This is a genomic window from Methanobrevibacter sp. (genome assembly GCF_045116495.1).
Classification (GTDB): Archaea; Methanobacteriota; Methanobacteria; order Methanobacteriales; family Methanobacteriaceae; genus Methanocatella.
In genome coordinates, this window is record NZ_JBGULU010000057.1 from 1 (window position 1) to 18,023 (window position 18,023).

General features: G+C 33.6%; 16 protein-coding genes and 1 tRNA gene. 12 read left to right on the forward strand and 5 right to left on the reverse strand.

What is annotated here, in order from left to right:
- On the reverse strand, window positions 1–4,092 hold a 4,092-nt coding region (locus ACJMLH_RS02880; protein WP_405274547.1), incomplete at its 3' end, for a hypothetical protein.
- 465 nt (window positions 4,093–4,557) lie between these two features.
- Here ACJMLH_RS02880 and ACJMLH_RS02885 point away from each other — a divergent pair.
- Window positions 4,558–5,691 carry an adhesin gene (locus ACJMLH_RS02885; RefSeq protein WP_405274549.1) on the forward strand — a complete coding sequence of 378 codons (1,134 nt, stop codon included), beginning with the start codon at window positions 4,558–4,560 and terminating at the stop codon, window positions 5,689–5,691.
- A gap of 39 nt (window positions 5,692–5,730) precedes the next feature.
- Complete coding sequence (locus ACJMLH_RS02890; protein WP_405274551.1) at window positions 5,731–6,414, forward strand: MIP family channel protein; 684 nt, start codon at window positions 5,731–5,733, stop codon at window positions 6,412–6,414.
- A gap of 21 nt (window positions 6,415–6,435) precedes the next feature.
- Here ACJMLH_RS02890 and ACJMLH_RS02895 read toward each other — a convergent pair whose 3' ends face one another.
- The gene (locus ACJMLH_RS02895) at window positions 6,436–7,128 is read right to left on the reverse strand and encodes a nitroreductase family protein (RefSeq protein WP_405274553.1); all 693 of its coding nucleotides are present in this window, start codon (window positions 7,126–7,128) and stop codon (window positions 6,436–6,438) included.
- Between the two features lie 91 nt (window positions 7,129–7,219).
- Between ACJMLH_RS02895 and pyrH the strand changes: the two genes are divergently transcribed.
- The 10 genes from pyrH (at window position 7,220) to ACJMLH_RS02945 (ending at window position 15,837) form a co-directional block, all read left to right on the forward strand.
- Window positions 7,220–7,897, forward strand: a complete 678-nt coding sequence (gene pyrH, locus ACJMLH_RS02900) for a UMP kinase (protein ID WP_405274555.1) — start codon at window positions 7,220–7,222, stop codon at window positions 7,895–7,897.
- Window positions 7,898–7,905: 8 nt separating this feature from the next.
- A complete protein-coding gene (locus ACJMLH_RS02905; protein ID WP_405274557.1) occupies window positions 7,906–8,694 on the forward strand; it encodes a TatD family hydrolase in 789 nt (262 codons plus the stop codon).
- Between the two features lie 12 nt (window positions 8,695–8,706).
- Window positions 8,707–8,898, forward strand: a complete 192-nt coding sequence (locus tag ACJMLH_RS02910; RefSeq protein ID WP_067041052.1) for a DUF2116 family Zn-ribbon domain-containing protein — start codon at window positions 8,707–8,709, stop codon at window positions 8,896–8,898.
- An 8-nt stretch (window positions 8,899–8,906) separates the two neighbouring features.
- Window positions 8,907–9,230, forward strand: coding sequence for a YbjQ family protein (locus ACJMLH_RS02915; RefSeq protein WP_405274559.1), 324 nt, complete (start codon window positions 8,907–8,909; stop codon window positions 9,228–9,230).
- Between the two features lies 1 nt (window position 9,231).
- The gene (locus ACJMLH_RS02920; RefSeq protein ID WP_405274561.1) at window positions 9,232–10,071 is read left to right on the forward strand and encodes a hypothetical protein; all 840 of its coding nucleotides are present in this window, start codon (window positions 9,232–9,234) and stop codon (window positions 10,069–10,071) included.
- Window positions 10,072–10,420: 349 nt separating this feature from the next.
- Window positions 10,421–13,192, forward strand: a complete 2,772-nt coding sequence (locus ACJMLH_RS02925; RefSeq protein WP_405274563.1) for an Ig-like domain-containing protein — start codon at window positions 10,421–10,423, stop codon at window positions 13,190–13,192.
- Between the two features lie 100 nt (window positions 13,193–13,292).
- On the forward strand, window positions 13,293–13,499 hold the full coding sequence (locus tag ACJMLH_RS02930; protein ID WP_405274565.1) for a hypothetical protein: 207 nt from the start codon (window positions 13,293–13,295) through the stop codon (window positions 13,497–13,499).
- 231 nt (window positions 13,500–13,730) lie between these two features.
- Window positions 13,731–13,811 (forward strand) — tRNA-Leu (locus ACJMLH_RS02935).
- Window positions 13,812–13,834: 23 nt separating this feature from the next.
- Window positions 13,835–14,620 (forward strand): DNA polymerase beta superfamily protein, encoded by a 786-nt coding sequence (locus ACJMLH_RS02940; RefSeq protein ID WP_405274567.1) that lies wholly within the window; start codon window positions 13,835–13,837, stop codon window positions 14,618–14,620.
- Between the two features lie 17 nt (window positions 14,621–14,637).
- Window positions 14,638–15,837, forward strand: a complete 1,200-nt coding sequence (locus ACJMLH_RS02945) for a hypothetical protein (protein WP_405274569.1) — start codon at window positions 14,638–14,640, stop codon at window positions 15,835–15,837.
- 50 nt (window positions 15,838–15,887) lie between these two features.
- Here ACJMLH_RS02945 and ACJMLH_RS02950 read toward each other — a convergent pair whose 3' ends face one another.
- The 3 genes from ACJMLH_RS02950 to ACJMLH_RS02960 all read right to left on the reverse strand — a co-directional run bounded on the left by ACJMLH_RS02950 (window position 15,888) and on the right by ACJMLH_RS02960 (window position 17,743).
- Complete coding sequence (locus ACJMLH_RS02950) at window positions 15,888–16,250, reverse strand: tetratricopeptide repeat protein (RefSeq protein WP_405274571.1); 363 nt, start codon at window positions 16,248–16,250, stop codon at window positions 15,888–15,890.
- A gap of 9 nt (window positions 16,251–16,259) precedes the next feature.
- Complete coding sequence (locus ACJMLH_RS02955; RefSeq protein ID WP_405274574.1) at window positions 16,260–17,069, reverse strand: sulfite exporter TauE/SafE family protein; 810 nt, start codon at window positions 17,067–17,069, stop codon at window positions 16,260–16,262.
- Between the two features lie 83 nt (window positions 17,070–17,152).
- Window positions 17,153–17,743, reverse strand: coding sequence for a TetR/AcrR family transcriptional regulator (locus ACJMLH_RS02960; protein WP_405274576.1), 591 nt, complete (start codon window positions 17,741–17,743; stop codon window positions 17,153–17,155).
- Window positions 17,744–18,023: the final 280 nt, after the last annotated feature.

An 18,023-nucleotide genomic window follows, 5' to 3' on the forward strand; every position in this document is an offset into this window, starting at 1 on the left:
CTTAAGAATACCCAAATCGCTCGCTTTAGGCACAGTGATTGTTTTTGTTGCATCATTGTTGGATTTATCCCAATCATATTCATTTCCAGTTACTGAAGCTTTATTTTCAATAACACCAGTGACATTTGGTGAGCATGTGATTTTTAATGAAACACTGCTTCCTTTATTTAGAGTTCCAATAGTCCATTTTCCAGTGTTACTGTCGTAATTTCCATTACTTTTAATGAATTTTAGTGATTTTGGAAGAATATCGCTTACAACTACACCAGTAGCTGTATTAGGACCGTTATTTTTTACTGTTATTGTCCATTGAATTGTTTCATCTAAATTAGGATTTGTATTGTTTACAGTTTTTGTGACCTGCAAGTCTGCTGCAGGCTTTACAGTTACTGATGCATCAGCCCTATTGTTAGCAGGATTTTGATCATATTCATTACCTTTTACACTGGCCACATTAACAAAAGAACCAGTGACATTAGCTCTTGAATAGATTTTAACACTAACACTGCCGCCAACAGCCAAATTACCAACCTCAACAACACCATCACTGTAAGGTCTAGAGGAATTCAAATAAACAAAACCTCTCGGCAAAGTATCCGAAATCCTAACACCACTAGCAGCATCCGGACCAAAATTAGTAACAGTCAAAGTCCAGCAGACAATGTCAGTATAGTTAACAACACCAGGACTAACAGTCTTTACAATACCCAAATCAGATGCAGGCTTAACTGTAACTGTCCTTGTAGCATTGTTGTTAGTCTTATCCCAATCAAATTCATTTCCAGTAACAGAAACAATGTTTTTAATTGAACCTGTTGCATTGACTTTTGAAATGATGTTTAAATTGACACTGCTTCCTTTGTTCAGGGTTCCAATATTCCATTTTCCAGTGTTGCGATTGTATTTTCTGGATGAGTCGTCACTAACCCAAACTAAAGATTCAGGAAGTAAATCACTGACAGTTACGCCAGTAGCAGTATCCGGACCGTTATTTTTAACTGTTATTGTCCATTTTACCATTTCATGGAGATTGACAACAGACATATTGGAAATTTTTGTTACCTGCAAGTCTGCTGCAGGCTTTACAGTTACTGATGCATCAGCCCTATCGTTAGCAGGATTTTGATCATATTCATTACCTTTTACACTGGCCACATTAACAAAAGTGCCGGTAATATCCGCTCTCGAATAGATTTTAACACTAACACTGCCACCAACAGCCAAATTACCAACCTCAACAACACCATTACTGTACAGCATAGTAGAATTTAAATAAACAAAACCACTCGGCAAAATATCCGAAATCCTAACACCACTAGCAGCATCCGGACCATAATTAGTAACAGTCAAAGTCCAGCAGACAACATCCCTATAATTAACAACACCCGGACTAACAGTCTTTACAATACCTAAATCAGATGCAGGTTTGACATTAACAGTTTTACTTGCATCATTGTTGGATTTATCCCAATCATATTCATTTCCAGTAACAGAAACTATGTTTTCAATAACTCCTGTGGCATTTACTTTGCAAACAATGTTTAATTTTACGCTACTTCCTTTGTTTAATGTTCCGATATTCCATTTTCCAGTATTGTGATTGTATTTTCCAGAGGAATCATCACTAATCCAGATTAATGATTTAGGAAGCATATCGGTTGCAACTACACCAGTAGCGGTATCCGGACCATTGTTTGATACTGTTATTGTCCATTTTACTGAATCATGGAGATTTACAGCAGATACATTAACCTCCTTAACAACAGCCAAATCGGCCGCAGGATCAACACTGATGTCTGACTGGTCATAATTATTTGTTAGTTTGTAGTCATATTCTTTTGCAGTGATGTTTACATTATTTGTAATTTTGCCTGTCTTTTTTACTTTAGTCATGATTTTAACGACAAATGTTTCGCCGACTTTTAATGAATCTAATCTCAAAACGCCTGTCTGAGGATTATATTTGCCGTTAGTGTTGTCTTCAATCCATTCCAAACCATTAGGTAATACATCCCTTACAACCACACTAGTAGCGTTACTTGGACCGTTATTTTTAATGTTTAATGTCCAGACTACCAGGTCATTGTAATTTACATCATCAGAGCTGACTGATTTTTTAACTTCATCATCAACCTGAGCTGTGACAACGAATGATGTTGCATTGGTAATTGCTTTATAATATGTATCTTCATAGTGTTTTGCAGTAACGTAATATTTTCCAACTTTTAAATTGTTTAAGCTGACTTTCACTTCACCGAATGTATCGGAATTTAATGTATTGTTGTAAACTACAGTTCCGTCCTGATGAACGACAGTCAACAAGATTTTCATGTTGTATTCACGGTCATCCTGGTAGAGATGTCCGCTTGTTGTTGCACCAGAAACTGGAATTTCACCATCGATTTCTATCAAATTGTTATTTGCAGCATTATAAATTGCATTTGAAACAGCCAAATTGCCGTATTTTCCAATATTATTTCCACCATGGATAATTGAACCGGTAATTTCGGTCTGGCCATAATAAATATCATGGGCATATACTGGCAACGCATAAACCCAAGCCTGGTTTTGATAAAATGTATTGCGTGTTAATTTTAACTGGTTTCCAAATTTATCATAGTAAATTGCACTTCCATTTCTAGCAGTATTGTAATAAAACTCATTGTTTTCAATGAAAGCACGGGTACTATTAATATAAATTGCACCGCCCAGGCCATCGTTTAATTTATTGGCATCAGGGATAGCTTCATTATATCTGAATGAAGAACCTTTGATTGTAGTGGATTTACCATTGATGAATACAGCACCACCATCAACATTAGCAACATTCCTGTTGAATTTTGAATTTTCGATATTGACGGTTTCGGCATTGATATTTATAGCTCCCCCGTCTTCTGAAGCGTTGTTATTGTTAAAATTGCAATTGTTAATCATGATATTCTGACTTAACAGCTGCACTGCACCTCCTAAAGGAGCATCATTTCCTTCAAAATTACAATTTTCAATTTTTAAGTTTCCTGCAATATAATTGAAACCGTTTGATAAAGCACCACCATAATACTTAGCAGTGTTATTTATGAATGTACAGTTTTTAATTAATCCGGAACCGTGATATGTTAAAGCACCACCCTGTGCTGCTGAATTATTGACGAACAAACAATTTTCATATATTATTCCATCACGAACACAGCCCGCACCGCCGTGTGCCCTTTCGGTTGTAGGTTTTACATAGTTATTGTAAAATTTACAATTATAGATGTAGCCATAGGATACATCATCATCCAAACCAATTTGAATTGCACCTCCATATCCGGTTGAAGATCCGTTATACACTTTATTTGATTCAAATGTACAGTTAATTAAACGGGTATTGTTTCCGTATGCTGAAATAGCCGCAGCGGTTCTTTGAGCATGGTTATTAATAAATTTACAATTTTCTATCAACAGATTTACCGCCGAGTAATTATTGTATATTGTTCCGATTCCACTGCCCTGATATGCATTTCCATTTTCGAAAATACAGTTCGTTACTTTGACATTCTTATTGTTGATAAAGATTGCTCCGCCTGACCCTTCATGATATGCATTCTTGAAATGCAGATTATTGAAAGAGGAACCACCTCCACCAGTACCAACAGTGAATATATGAGTTAGTCCTTTTGCATTCAATATAGCCGTAGAATCGGCAGTTATTTTTAATTTCTTATTTAAACTAATCTGATCAAATTCTTTCTGAGCATAATATGTTCCGCTTAATTTGATTGTATCCCCATCATTTGCATCTTCAATCGCCGCTCGAATGCTTTCAAATGTATGCTTTTCCGGAGTGATTGTTGCACCCAAAATTTCCTCGTTCTGACTAGCACTTAAAGATCCGTAACTTTCAACATTCGTATTCAATATATTTTCTTGAGAATTTTCTAGCTTATCTTCAATATTTAATTCACTTGTAATTCCATCTACACTCTGATTTAAATCATGAGCACATACATCGTCAATATTAACTCCCGCAGAAGTAAATATTATCACAACGAATAGCAGTGAAATTATCAAGTGTTTGCTAATAGATATTTTTTGACTATTTTTAAACATTTTCAAATCACCTTTTTGAGGACGATTATTGACTATTAATTAGCAAAAAACTATTAACTAGCAATTAAACTTTTTATTTCAGTTAGATTTTAAAAATAATAAATCTTTGATAATAAATTTAATAATAAAAGGAAATTTTATAGGATAAAACTTTTTTAGCCACCTAACACATGATATTTTAACCGAATATCATGCCCAAAATTACTCAATTATTACAATTTAATACGTCGAAATAAATTTTTATAAAACTCTATTAAATTAAACTTAAAATAAAAGATAATCTTTTTAAATCCTCTAAAAAGAAATTAAACATTAAAATATTTAAATATATGCTTTAAACTAATTTTAAATCTTTAAATTCAAAAAATATGCTATTTTATCGGGAATATTGAAATCATAATGTAAAAAAATATTTTAGTTAGGAAGTTAATACTAAATATTAATCAAAGGTTAGGTAAAAGAAAGATGAAAAAACAAATCGCAATACTATTATTGGCCATACTAATTGTCGCTCCGTTAGTTCAAGATGTGACTGCATCCAAAACTGTTTTCATAACTGCAGACAATATCATAGGCCATGACGAAGATATTAAAATGTTAAACTCCATTAAGAGTTACATAGAAGAAATAAGTGGAGGCGAACTTCAGGTAATCGTAGATAATCAAGCTCCGGCACCGGGTGAAGGGTACCGGGCAATACAGGTGACAAGTGACATAAGCATAGGGCTTGCCGCAGCAGATTCAGGAAATTACTTACAATTAGGTCAATCATCTGCAAATTCAAACAAACAATTTATTTTAGTTAATACAGGTGATTATGATTTGGACAATCACAGTAATTACCTTAGAAGAGCATGGGATGACAATTATTCCAATGAAAGCTTTATAGGAATGCGCGATCCAGGAACATTTCTTAAAAATTCAGGAATATATTATGTCCAACCATTAAAAGAATTCCCAAACAATGGTAAAGACGGATGTCTTAACAGATATGATGAAGAAATGAATAAACAAATCGCACAGGAAATTGTAAACATTGCAAATGAGCATTCAAACGATACAAAGATTTTAAGCGATAATTTAATAGTTACAAATAAAATATCTCCTGCAGTAATGGCAAGCGCAAGCAAAGAACTGGTAAGCAGTAACGATACTGAAATGAAAGGAACTTACGGAAACTATTCCGCACCTCAACTGTTATACGAAACAAGTTCCTACTTAAACGGAAACGGATTGGATATCCCAAAATCCTTTGATGCACCAAAAAATCCTATGGGAATTTCATTTTTGGTAAGAGATTCATATTCTGTTTATGATTACATGAAAATGGCTGGAATTGTTAGAAACTATATGGATGCGAACGGTCAGGCCCCGGATTCAATTGAATACGAAGGTGCACACATCAGCTATTACGATTTAGTTTATAACTTTGCAAAAATAACTCAGAATCATACAGACACCAAACATATGGGCTTTGATCAGGAATATAAATTCGATAGAGTTAACGATTCAATACTGCTACATGTATTCCCATTTGTTTTAATATTATTTGTATTATTCGTAGCATATTTAGGATATAAAAAGATTCGAAGACGTTAAAAATAAATTTACACATTAATAAATTAATAGGGGAAAATTATGAAAAGATATATTGCAGAATTAATAGGAACAATGGTACTTGTCCTATTCGGTTGTGGAAGTGCTGCCATAGCTGGGTCAGTATTAGGCAATCTGGGAATTGCATTAGCATTCGGTTTATCAATCGTGGCTATGGCATATGTTATTGGAGACATCTCAGGATGTCACATCAACCCTGCTGTTTCAATCGGTATGTGGATTGATGGAAGAATGGATGTAAAAGACTTGATAATGTATATTGTATTCCAATGTATTGGAGCCATAATCGGTATTGGAATCTTAGCAGTCATTATTAACTCCTCTGCGCATCTTGGAGGATATACCATGACTGGATTGGGTCAAAATGGATTTGGCGCCGCATCAGCTGTTGGCCTTAATGCAATCGGAGCCATTATTGTTGAAATTATCTTAACCTTTGTATTTGTATTTACAGTACTTGGAGTTACTAAAAAAGCAGAAACCGGAGCTGTTGCAGGCATTGTAATGGGTTTGACCTTCACATTAGTACATATCATAGGCATTCCTTTAACAGGGACTTCAGTTAACCCGGCAAGAAGCTTAGCGCCTGCATTATTCATGGGAGGGCAAGCATTAAACCAAGTTTGGGTATTTATCCTAGCTCCAATTGTCGGTGCAATCATTGCAGGATACCTATACAAAGTATTGATGTCAGAGGATATCTAAATCCTCTAAATTTTTCTTTTTTTAAATTTTAATACTTCCAATGTAAATATAACCTTTTAATTTTTGAAAATCAGTTTTAACATAAAACTGAAATGTATTCTCATTTTCAACATACAAATGAGATAATGCAATACCAACGTCGATAGAATTCCATTTTTTAACAAATTGTCTTTTTATAATATTCTGTTTTTGCTGATATACATCAAAACCGTCGTCATTATGCTTGAAATACCATGGCTGCATATTGATGGCTGAAGGGGCAAGCTGTGCTGGAATTAACCTTTCATCTTCAAAGTCAGATATTTCATTTAGTTTTTTTCTTTTGAAGCTGGAAATGTCCCTTGTCATGTCATTTGACTTTCCAAAGGATATGCAAATGATAAATTCAGAGTCTTTTTCTTTTAGTGATGCCATTCCCACCCAACAATTACCGATTCCAATACTTTGCATATGCAGACAGACCTGTTGGAAAACAAACCCTAGATTAACCCTATTAATAGGATTATCCTCACAAAACAACGCTAAATAATATGGCGCTCTCCATCGGGTTTTAATATTGACTTCATTTTTCTTAAAAATTTCATATCTATACTTGAAACTATTATCAAGAAGTTCAGCATCAGCTATGATATTTTCAATCACATTAACATCTATTTCCTCATCCAAATAATCACGACAAGATTTTCTGGTATATATCTGACTGGCCAAATTCATGAATAATCACCTTTTACATAATTATATTTTGACATTCAATTAATTAAAATTTAAATAATATCTCAAAGATACATTATCATAAGGTGAATATATGAAAATTGTTATTGCAATTGGAGGATCAATTTTACTCAAAGAATATGATTGTAAGAAATTCCAAGAATACAGCGCTATTTTGAAAGACCTGACAAAAGAACATGAAATATTTGTTGTTGTAGGTGGTGGAAAACCTGCAAGAGAATATATTAGTGTTGTTCGTGACCTTGGAGCTGGAGAAGCGCAATGCGATGATATTGGAATTGAAGTAACCAGAATTAATGCAAAATTAATGCTATCAGCACTTGGTGATGCAGCATATCAAAGAGTCCCTCATAATTTCCAGGAAGCTTTGGAATTCTCAGCCACTGGAAAAATCATCGTTATGGGAGGAACCGAACCTGCCCACAGTACCGATGCAGTATCTGCAATCCTTGCAGAATATGTTAATGCAGACAAACTTATCAACCTGACTTCCGTTGATGGAATGTATACAAAAGATCCGAATAAATTTGATGATGCGGAACTTGTTCCGGAAGTTACTGCAACAGATTTACTTGAGTTTTTAAGCGGAAAAGATGTCAAGGCGGGAACCTACGAATTCTTTGACACAACTGCAGTTCAAATGATTAAAAGGTCCAATTTGGAAACCGTAATTACCAACGGATTTGAACCTGAAAATCTCATAAAAGCAGTTAACGGCGAAGATATCGGAACCAAAATCATTAACGAATAGGTGAAAAAGTGGATAATCTCATTGATATTGGTTTGAATCTGATGCATTCTTCTTTTAAAAAAGACAGAACCGAAATAATTGAAAATGCAAAAAAAGCAGGCGTTAAACAATTTATTATCACCGGAACCAATGTCCATTCAAGTCAAATGGCTGCTGAATATGCGTCAAAATATCCGGGAACCTTATTTTCAACATCAGGAGTCCATCCTCATGACGCTAAAACATGCAACGGACATACAATGTTTGAACTGGAGAAAATATCTAAAAGCAAGTCCGTAGTAGCTATTGGAGAATGTGGCCTTGACTATAACAGAAACTTTTCACCGCAGGATTTGCAGAGAAAATGGTTTGAAGCACAAATAGAGGTTGGCGAAAGAACAGGTTTACCTTTATTTTTACATGAAAGAGAAGCACACGAAGATTTATCTGAAATATTGAAAAGACATGATAACGTTATTGAAAAATCAGTTGTCCATTGTTTTACCGGAACCAAACAGGAAGCACAAAATTATGTGGATTTAGGTTGTTATATTGGTGTTACCGGATGGATTTGCGACATGAAGAGAGGCAGAAATTTACAGGAAGCCGTAAGCGTAATTCCTCCGGAAAAATTAATGATAGAAACTGACGCACCGTTCCTAATACCTAAAAATTTTGATAAAAAACCTAAAAAAAATAGAAACGAACCAAAATATTTACCTCACATCCTCGAAACAATTGCAATGTGCATGGGCATTGATGCAGAAGAACTTGCAATTCAAGTCACTAAAAATACTAAAGAATTTTTTAAAATATAAGGAGATGAAAAAATGGCAGTAGAACCTCACAAACATTGTCCAATATGTGGAACCCCAATTCCATTAAATGAACTTGTATGCTCACCAGATTGTCAAAAAGTCTGGGATGCAAGATTAAATCAGAGAAAAAGATCACAAATTATATTATATATAGTTATCGCAATATTTTTAATAATTTGGGCAATAATGACCTTTATGAAATAGTGATATGAATGATATTAACCTCCTCAAACACATTGGAAAATAAAGAAATTATAGAATACAAAGGATTGGTTACTGGAGAATCATTAATCGGATCCAATATCTATAAAGACATATTTTCTGGTGTTCGTGATGTAGTAGGTGGAAGAACTACCCAATATGAAGAAGAAATAGAAAAAGCAAGAGCCATTGCCCTTAAAAGCATGGAAGAAAAAGCTGAAAGTTTAGGGGCCAACGCAATTATCGGGATTAAAATTTCATATGATAACCTCGGCGGCACCATGGGCAATACCATTCTTGTAACTGCATACGGAACTGCAATAAAATACGATTAAAATGAAAATTAAAGAAAAAGAAGTTGATTTTAATTATGTTTTAAAGTCAGTGTTCTGTATAGGAGTGGGTACCGCAGCGGGACTCCTAGTTTATGCATTTTTTCTATACTTCAATATTGCAATTGTTGGATGGAATTTAGGGCTTATATTTGCACCATTAGGTGCAGGATATGCCGAAACCGTATTAGCCAACAGACTCCTCGGTAAAAATTTAGGGGCAATAAGCGCATTCATCCTTTTTATTGATACAACATTTTACAGTTTTATTTTAAAAAACCCCTCTTTAGGAATGAATATAATCACAGCCGGTTCCGTTATTGTAATTTTGCAAGCGGCATTTCCAACACTGATAAACTATATTCTTTTAGTAATTATCGGAGGAACCATATCCAATTTCAAATGGGTTGCTAAAAAAATTAAAGAAATTTCTAAACTAATTATTTCACATATTCGATGGGAAACACCTGACTCCGAAATAGAGGAGGAAGAAATACCTTATTTTGATGAAATGGAAAGTAATGACAGAATAAACAACCTGAATTTTTTCTTCATTACCAGTACCGATATGAAAACCAGAAACCACGACATTCTTGGAATTTACTTCAGTGAAGTCATACTTGATAACAAGCATGCAATCAGTAAGGATTATGACAATAGAGAACTTGAGCGTCTTGTTAACATTAAAAAAGGAAAAGACGAATGTCTAATAAAATTAGTCAATGTCATAAAGGAAAACGGTGGAAATGGAGTTCTGGATTTGGATATAAAATATGGAATGGTAGGATTAGGTGGGGACTGCATGCACATTACTGCAACAGGAATGGGAATATTCATCAGATAATCCCTATAAATCAATTAAACATTGCAAAAGACAATTTCTAAATGATTACAATAATTACCTTAGTTTATTTAAAACCAGCCTAATTATTTTCCTTTTTTTATTGAAATTAAATGAAAAGAAATATGATTCCTATTTGTATGGCATTTTAAGTAAAATAATCTTTTTAATAAGCTATTTTTTACATTTTAAGTAATACTAACATTTATATAAACAAATAAACAAATAAATATCCACATAATATGAAATATTATAATTTTCTATATATTTCTAAAAAAATTCTAATAATGAAAACCAAGAAGGTGTAAATATTTCGATTAAAAAAGCAACATTAATAATTTCAGTTGTTTTAATGTTCTTTATAGTATTAGGGGCAGTCAGCGCAGCTGAATTAAACAATGTTACAAGTACGGGGTCTTCAGATTTAATATCAGACAATGATGAATTATCATTAAGTAATTTTGAAGACAGTAATGAAAATTTAATTTTAAAAAACAGTCAAGGTGGTGATGACACTCTTAAGGAAGCCACCACTGATGCAAAACAGACTTCAAGTGAAAATGGCACAACAAATACAACAAAGGTCAGCACTAAACTAGAAGTAAACAATGCACATTATTCAAAAACCGCCACAGTTGTTAAAGTTGTTTTAAAGGACAAAAATGGAACTGTATTGGCTAATCAAAGTGTTTCATTAAAATTAAACAGTAAAACATACAAAGCAACTACAAACAATAATGGTATCGCTTATTTTAATACAAATTCTCTTAAAAAAGGCACATACTCTGTAACTGCAAAATATAATGGAAATTCACAGTACATTAAAAGTTCAATTTCCAAAAAAATTAAAGTGCTCACATCAATATCAGGCAAAGATATGACAATAGCATATGGTGAAAACAAAAACTATACTGCGAAATTCTATAGGGACAACGGTAATCTGAAAAACGGTAATGTGAAAATAACATTAAACGGTAAAACCTACACTGTGAAAACTGATTCTAACGGTGTTGCTCAAATAGATGTTTCCACTCTTTTACCTGGAACATATAAAGTCAAATTATATAATTCCTATTCAAAGGAAACAGTGACAAAAACAATAACCGTTAAAAAAGCAAGCAGTAAAATTACCGCAAGTAACGAATACATACTTCCTAAAACTAAAAGTTCCTATTCTGTTGTATTGAAAAACAATAACAACAAGCCAATTAAAAATGCTAAAATCAACTTCAATTACAACAATAAGAAAGTAACCGTTACAACAGATGCAAATGGGAAAGCTACAATATCCATCCCTGCTCTTTCAAAAGGCACATACACAATTACCTATAAATATACTGGAAACAGCAAATATAAATCTGTTTCAGGTTCTAAAAAATTGTATGTGAAAGATTCAACTGTCATTTTAAATGCAAGTGACTTGAAAATGCAATATAATGACGGATCAAGCTATGAATTGACATTACAAAGGAAATCCGATGGTAAAGTATTAGCTAACAAAACCATAACATTTACTTTTAACGGGAAAACAACCAAGGTCATTACAGATATGAATGGGATAGCAAAACTCCCTATCGGCGATTTAAAACCGGGCACATATTCACTTAAAGCTACCCACTCAACACCAGGTGCAAAAGATTATAATATCCACACAGGAAAAGTTATCATTTCAAAACAGAAAGTTTCAATAATTGCAGATAATTTAGTGATGAAATATAATGACGGTTCCAGTTATCAGGTAACACTTAAAAACAAGACTGGGGCCAATCTTAATGGAGTTGAAGTTAAATTTACTTTTAATGGAAAATCAACAAAAGTAACTACTGATGCCAATGGAATTGCTAAATTTGCAGTAACTGAAAAAATTGGAGAGTATCCTATTGATATAGAAATATCCAACTCATATTACACTTCTGCAAAAGTCACAAAAAGCATTTTAGTTAATGGAACTACATTTACAGCAAATGATATAACAGTACCTGCAAGTTCCTCTTCTACATTTGATGTAAAAGTACTTGACGGTCAAAATAAACCTGTAAAAACAACTATTAAATTCACATTAAACAATAAAGCTCAATCTGTACAGACAGACGCTAATGGTATTGCAAAACTTGGAATTTCCGGATTAGCAAAAGGCAAATATACCGTAACATATACTGATGGATCCACTACAGGCTCTTCATTAATAACTGTTGCAGATAAGGTTACATTAGCAGAAGTCATTAAAGCATCCCAAAATGTTAAAAAATACATTGAAGGAAATGGAGAATTGCCAGGAACAGTCACAATAGGATCCATAACTTACTCATTAGCTGACTATCTTTATATAGCTTCACAAGCTATCATTAACTTAAATGACAATAGTAAAAAAGATATTGAAGTTAAACATGTTAACGATCCGGCTAAACCTCAGGCTGCAGCTAATTTAGGTGAATTATATGATTACCTTTCTGTTGCAAAAAGTGTTGTAAATACCTGCAATGCAAACGGAATCATGCCAAATTCTGTGAGTTCAAAAGTTGGAACAATCGGATATAACGGTTTAGTTTATGCTACTGCCCGTGTTGTAGCATTTTATGGAGATTATTCCATTATGCCTAATTATGTATCTATTAAAACATATGCTACATCCACTTCAAGTTCCTTGAATTCAAAGAACACTATTACAGATTTGACCAAATATCTTAAAGCTTCTACACATTGTCAAGTTGGAAACAGTGCAATTAAAGCTATTGTTAATAAAGTAACTGATGGTTTAACAACAGATTTGGCAAAAGCTAAAGCAATTTACAATTATGTGCGTGATTACGTATCCTACAGTTTCTATTACGATACCAGATACGGCGCTGTCGGAACTTTAAATGCAAAAACAGGAAACTGTGTTGACCAAGCTCATTTACTGATTGCAATGTATAGAACTGCAGGTCTTGCAGCAAGATATGTTCATGGTACATGTGTATTTTCAAGCGGAAGCACATATGGTCACGTCTGGACCCAGGTGTTAATTGGAGATACATGGATTGTAACTGATGCAACAAGTGCTAGAAATTCATTTGGAAGCGTAGTTAATTGGAATAACTATAATTATCATCTTAAAGGATATTATTCAGGAATTGAATTCTAATTAACTTCCTTTTTTATTTTTTATTTTTAACAATTTTTACAAACTCATTTTAGATAATTTAATATATTTCAAGTACTAATCTAATTATGAAGGTGGTTGAATGGAAGATAAAGGAAATATTATAGTACCCATCATAGGTTATGTAATCACACTAATAATACCTATAATAGGTTTACTTTACGGAGCGGCATTGTTTTTCTTTAAAAAGGATGTTGAACTCTATCAAAAGCATGGAAGATTCATAATATACTTCTCAATTGTAATATTTGTCATATCTACTATTCTCAAGCTTACAGTATTCAAATAGATTCCAAAAAAACTCTTTTATATATAAAGCAAATGCTTTACTTAATTTAAATATAAATGAAACAAACTTAACATTATGATTACTTCAGCTTTAGAGCATGTTTAATCATACACGAGAATAGATAAATATTCTTGTGGTGATGGTATATTCAAGGGGGCAAAAAATCGAGCGAATCGATTAAAAAGTCATTTGGGTTCGAATCCCAGTACCATCACTTAAAAAGAGATTTGGGGTATCATGGCAGAGTGGTCAAATGCGGCGGGTTCAGGGCCCGTGGTTAGTCCTTCGCCGGTTCGAATCCGGCTGATACCATAGAAATATAAAAGAGTGATAACATGGAAAATGTATCAAAGGAAATGTTTGAATACATCAACAGACAACTAGATAAAATCGAAAAAGAAAAAAATATTGAAATCCTGTACGCAGTGGAAGCGGGAAGCCGAGGATGGGGCTTTTCCAATGAGGATTCCGATTATGATGTCAGATTTATTTTTAAAAGACCAGTAAATGATTATTTTACCATTAACACTAAAAAAGATACCATCGATTACTTTGACGGAGACCTTGACTATACCGGTTGGGACATTGGAAAGGTTCTGAACCTTCACTGGAAAAGCAATCCCAACTTACGGGAATGGACCAAGCAGAAAATAGTATATCGCGGCAATTGCGAATTCCTGAACAACCTGCCGGAATTCAGTCAGGTAACCTTAAAGTACCATTACGGAAGTTTAGCCCATAACAATTGGAAAAGATATGTTGAAGGTAAAGAAAATGAAATGACCCGCAGAGTCTGTAAGACATACCTTTACGCAATCAGATGCATTCTTGCATGGATTGCAATCGATGACGGCGCTGATGCTCCTATCCAAATTGATGAGCTGATGAAATACTTCATTGACGACGACCGCATTGGAACTCGCCTATATGCAGACATACTGATGTTGATCAGCTACTACAAAAGCAACTGCAAGAAAAGCAAACCTGATGAGAGGGCAATAGAAAACATTACAACCTTCATCACTGCATACCTGGAAATCCTAAAAGCGGATAAACCTAAAATGGAAGAATTGCCGGATATTGAAATCTACAACAGACGATTAAGAGAAATCATATTATAATTACTGGAGGTGATACGTTGATTATTGATGGAAAACGTTCACTAGCTCATGTTGAAAGAATCTCATGGGTAAAACCTATTGAAGGAGCCGATAACATCGAACTTATCGGCGTTCTTGGATGGACATGTATTGCAAAAATTGGAGAGTTCAAAGAAAACGACCTTTGTGTATACATTGAAATCGACTCAAAAGTGCCTGAAAAAGAATGGTCCGAGTTTTTAAGAAGAAAACACTTTAAAATCAAAACTATGAAACTTTCAAAATTCAATGTAATCTCACAGGGTCTCGCTCTACCAATTGACATGTTTGACATTGAAATTCCTCAAAAAGAAGGAAGCGATGTAACAGAATTACTTGAAATCAAATACTCAAACCCTGCAGATGCTAAACGTAAAAGCGATGGTCCGGACAAATACGAAGTAATGGCGCAACATCACAAAAAATTATTCAAAAAATCCTGGATCAAATGGTTAATGAAAAGAGAATGGGGTAAAAAACTATTATTTGCATTATTCGGAAGCGATCAGGATAAAGCAATACGTTTCCCTAACCATTTCCAATACATCTCAAAAACTGACCAGGAACGTTGCGAAAACATGCCTGACATCCTAAAAGACAAGACTCCATACATCCGTACACAAAAATGTGACGGATCATCTGCAACATACATCCTTGAAAAAATTAACTCACATCCATTAAAAAAAGAATACGAGTTTTACGTCTGCTCACGTAACCTACGTGTATACAAGGAAACAGACCCGTTAGTTGACACTAACGACCCATACTGGGAAATGGCTGAAAAATATGATATTGAAAGCAAGTTAAAAGATTACCTTGACAAACACGGCAAATGCCAATACGTATGCTGGCAGGGTGAAATCTGCGGACCAAAAATCCAAAAAAACCCTCATGAATTAAGTGAAAATCACTTATTCTGTTTCCATATGATTGACAGTGACGGAAAATTTGATATCCGTGAAGCTAAAAAAGTATGGGACGAATACGAAATGGAAAGTGTTCCAATCGATGATGAAGAATACATTCTCCCGGATGACTTTGAAGAATTCAAACAGACTGCAGACGGTTACTACACTCCGGATGTATGTGAAGGACACGAGAAATGTTCAATGGAAGGTTGGGTATACTACAAAACAACTGAACCTGAATTCAGTTTTAAAAACATTTCACGTAAATACCTCTTAAAAAGAGGAGAATGAGTTTGAGCGAGAAATCGTTCAAACTGCATTTTATTTTAAAAAAAGATTAATCATTCAATTTCGCTTAAACGTTTTTTAAATTCATCATTCTTTTTACAGTTGGCGATAGCTTTCTTTAAAATTTCTTTTTCATTATCTGTATCGCCCTGCTTTCTATAAATATTGGCAATTGCCTCATATGCTTTTACAGAATCAGGTAAAGTAAAAATAACCTGCTTATACAGCCCTATAGCTTCAGACAATTGGCCTTTACCCTCCAAATATTTAGCTTCATTCATTAAATTTGAAAGATTTTTCAGTTTACTGTCTTCCTTTTTAGTTTTTGTTTTGCCTTCAACGTTTTTTAATTTATCGAATATGTCTGATGCCTTATCAGCATCGAAGTTTTCTCCAACTTTTCTATCTCCACTCATTTTATCACCTTATGGTAAAACTCCAAGCATTTTTAATGCCATATACAATACTAATACTGAGAAAATGATTTTTAATTTCTTTTGAGGAACCCTATGAGCATATTTAGCGCCTAAAGATGCCATCGGAACTGAAAATGCTGCAATTAATGCAAAATTAATTAGACTGACATAACCTATTGAATACGGGAATGTGGACACGCCCCAGCCGGAAATCATATATGATAGGAATCCCCCAATTGCAGTCAGGCAAATGAAAATAGAAGAAGTCCCTATAGCTTCTATCATTGAAAAGCCTAAAAGTGCAGTTAAGATAGCTATTAGAAACACTCCGCCGCCAACACCCAAAAGTCCTGATGAAAATCCGACTAAAAGACCAACGATCCCTGCAGTTATTAAATTAAAGGGTATTTTAGCATCTTCCCTTTCCTTGTTAATGTTAATGATATTGTTAATCGCTATAAACAAAAGCAGACATCCGAATATTATTTCTAAAACTCTTGAAGGAAGTGCTGATGCCACAAAACCTCCTAAAGCTCCCCCAATTACGCCAAAAATACCTAACCTTATTCCGGGTTTTATGATATTGTCCATTGTTCGGGTGTGCCTGTAGGCTCCGCTTAGTGATGTTGGTACGATTATGGCCAAACTTGTTCCAAATGAAATCAGTATAGCCAGATCAGGTTCAACGCCAATGTATTTTAACAAAAAGTACTGCAGAGGGACAATCAGAAATCCGCCGCCTACGCCTAAAAGTCCGGATGCAAAACCTGCACAGATTCCTATTAAAATCAGTCCTATAAAATATTCAATCGGAAACATATCAATTAAAATATTTTATGCTTATGATAAATATTAATTACTATTGGATTATGAATGCCGGATGAAATCATATGGCCTGAAAATTATAATTTTATTCCATTATATAATATGTCTAAGAAATTTTTAGCATAATAAGTTGTTTCGACACTAGGCTCCTTATTATAAATTTTCCATAGAATAATAGATTGAAATGTAATGCTGAAACACATTCCAGCCAATACTCTGGAATCAACTTCCCTGATAACTTCTTTATCAATTTGAAATATGAAAAATTCCTCTAATTTATCAATGACTTTTGTAGTAATTCTTGACATCAATATCTTTTTTTCAGGAATATTCCTAACTTCTTCAATAGCAACCTTAATAATACTAAAATCTTCATCAGAAAGATCTAAAAGACCCATAAAATTATTATGAAGATATTCTTCAATAGTATCATCTTCATTATAATCAAAAATCCGTTCTAGTTTTTCAAGGAATAATTTCACATAATACTCCTTGGTGACTTCAATCAAATTATTTTTATTTTGAAACTTTCTAAAAATAGTGACTTCATTTACTCCCGCTTCGGCAGCTATTCTTTTGGTGGTCGCTTTAACAACACCTTCGTTTTGAAGAATTCCAAATGTGGCCGTTATGATTTTTTCATCAGTACTGTTGAATTCCATAATCATGACTATAACTATGTTTTTAATCACATATATAATTCAACATTTTACATCTCCTCAATTTTTTAGATATCCTTAAAAATATTTAAAATTATTCAAAAAAATATTCAATATATAAAAAAATCGTCAAAAACGGAGAAATGAAAGCATGATTAAAATCATGCTTAAAATTAGGAATAGAAAGATAGCTAAATCTTTGCACAAGTAAATATATAGATAAGGCCATATATAAAGTTTTTCGAATGTAAGTGCTTACTTGCACCTTAAAAATAAAAATTAAATGATT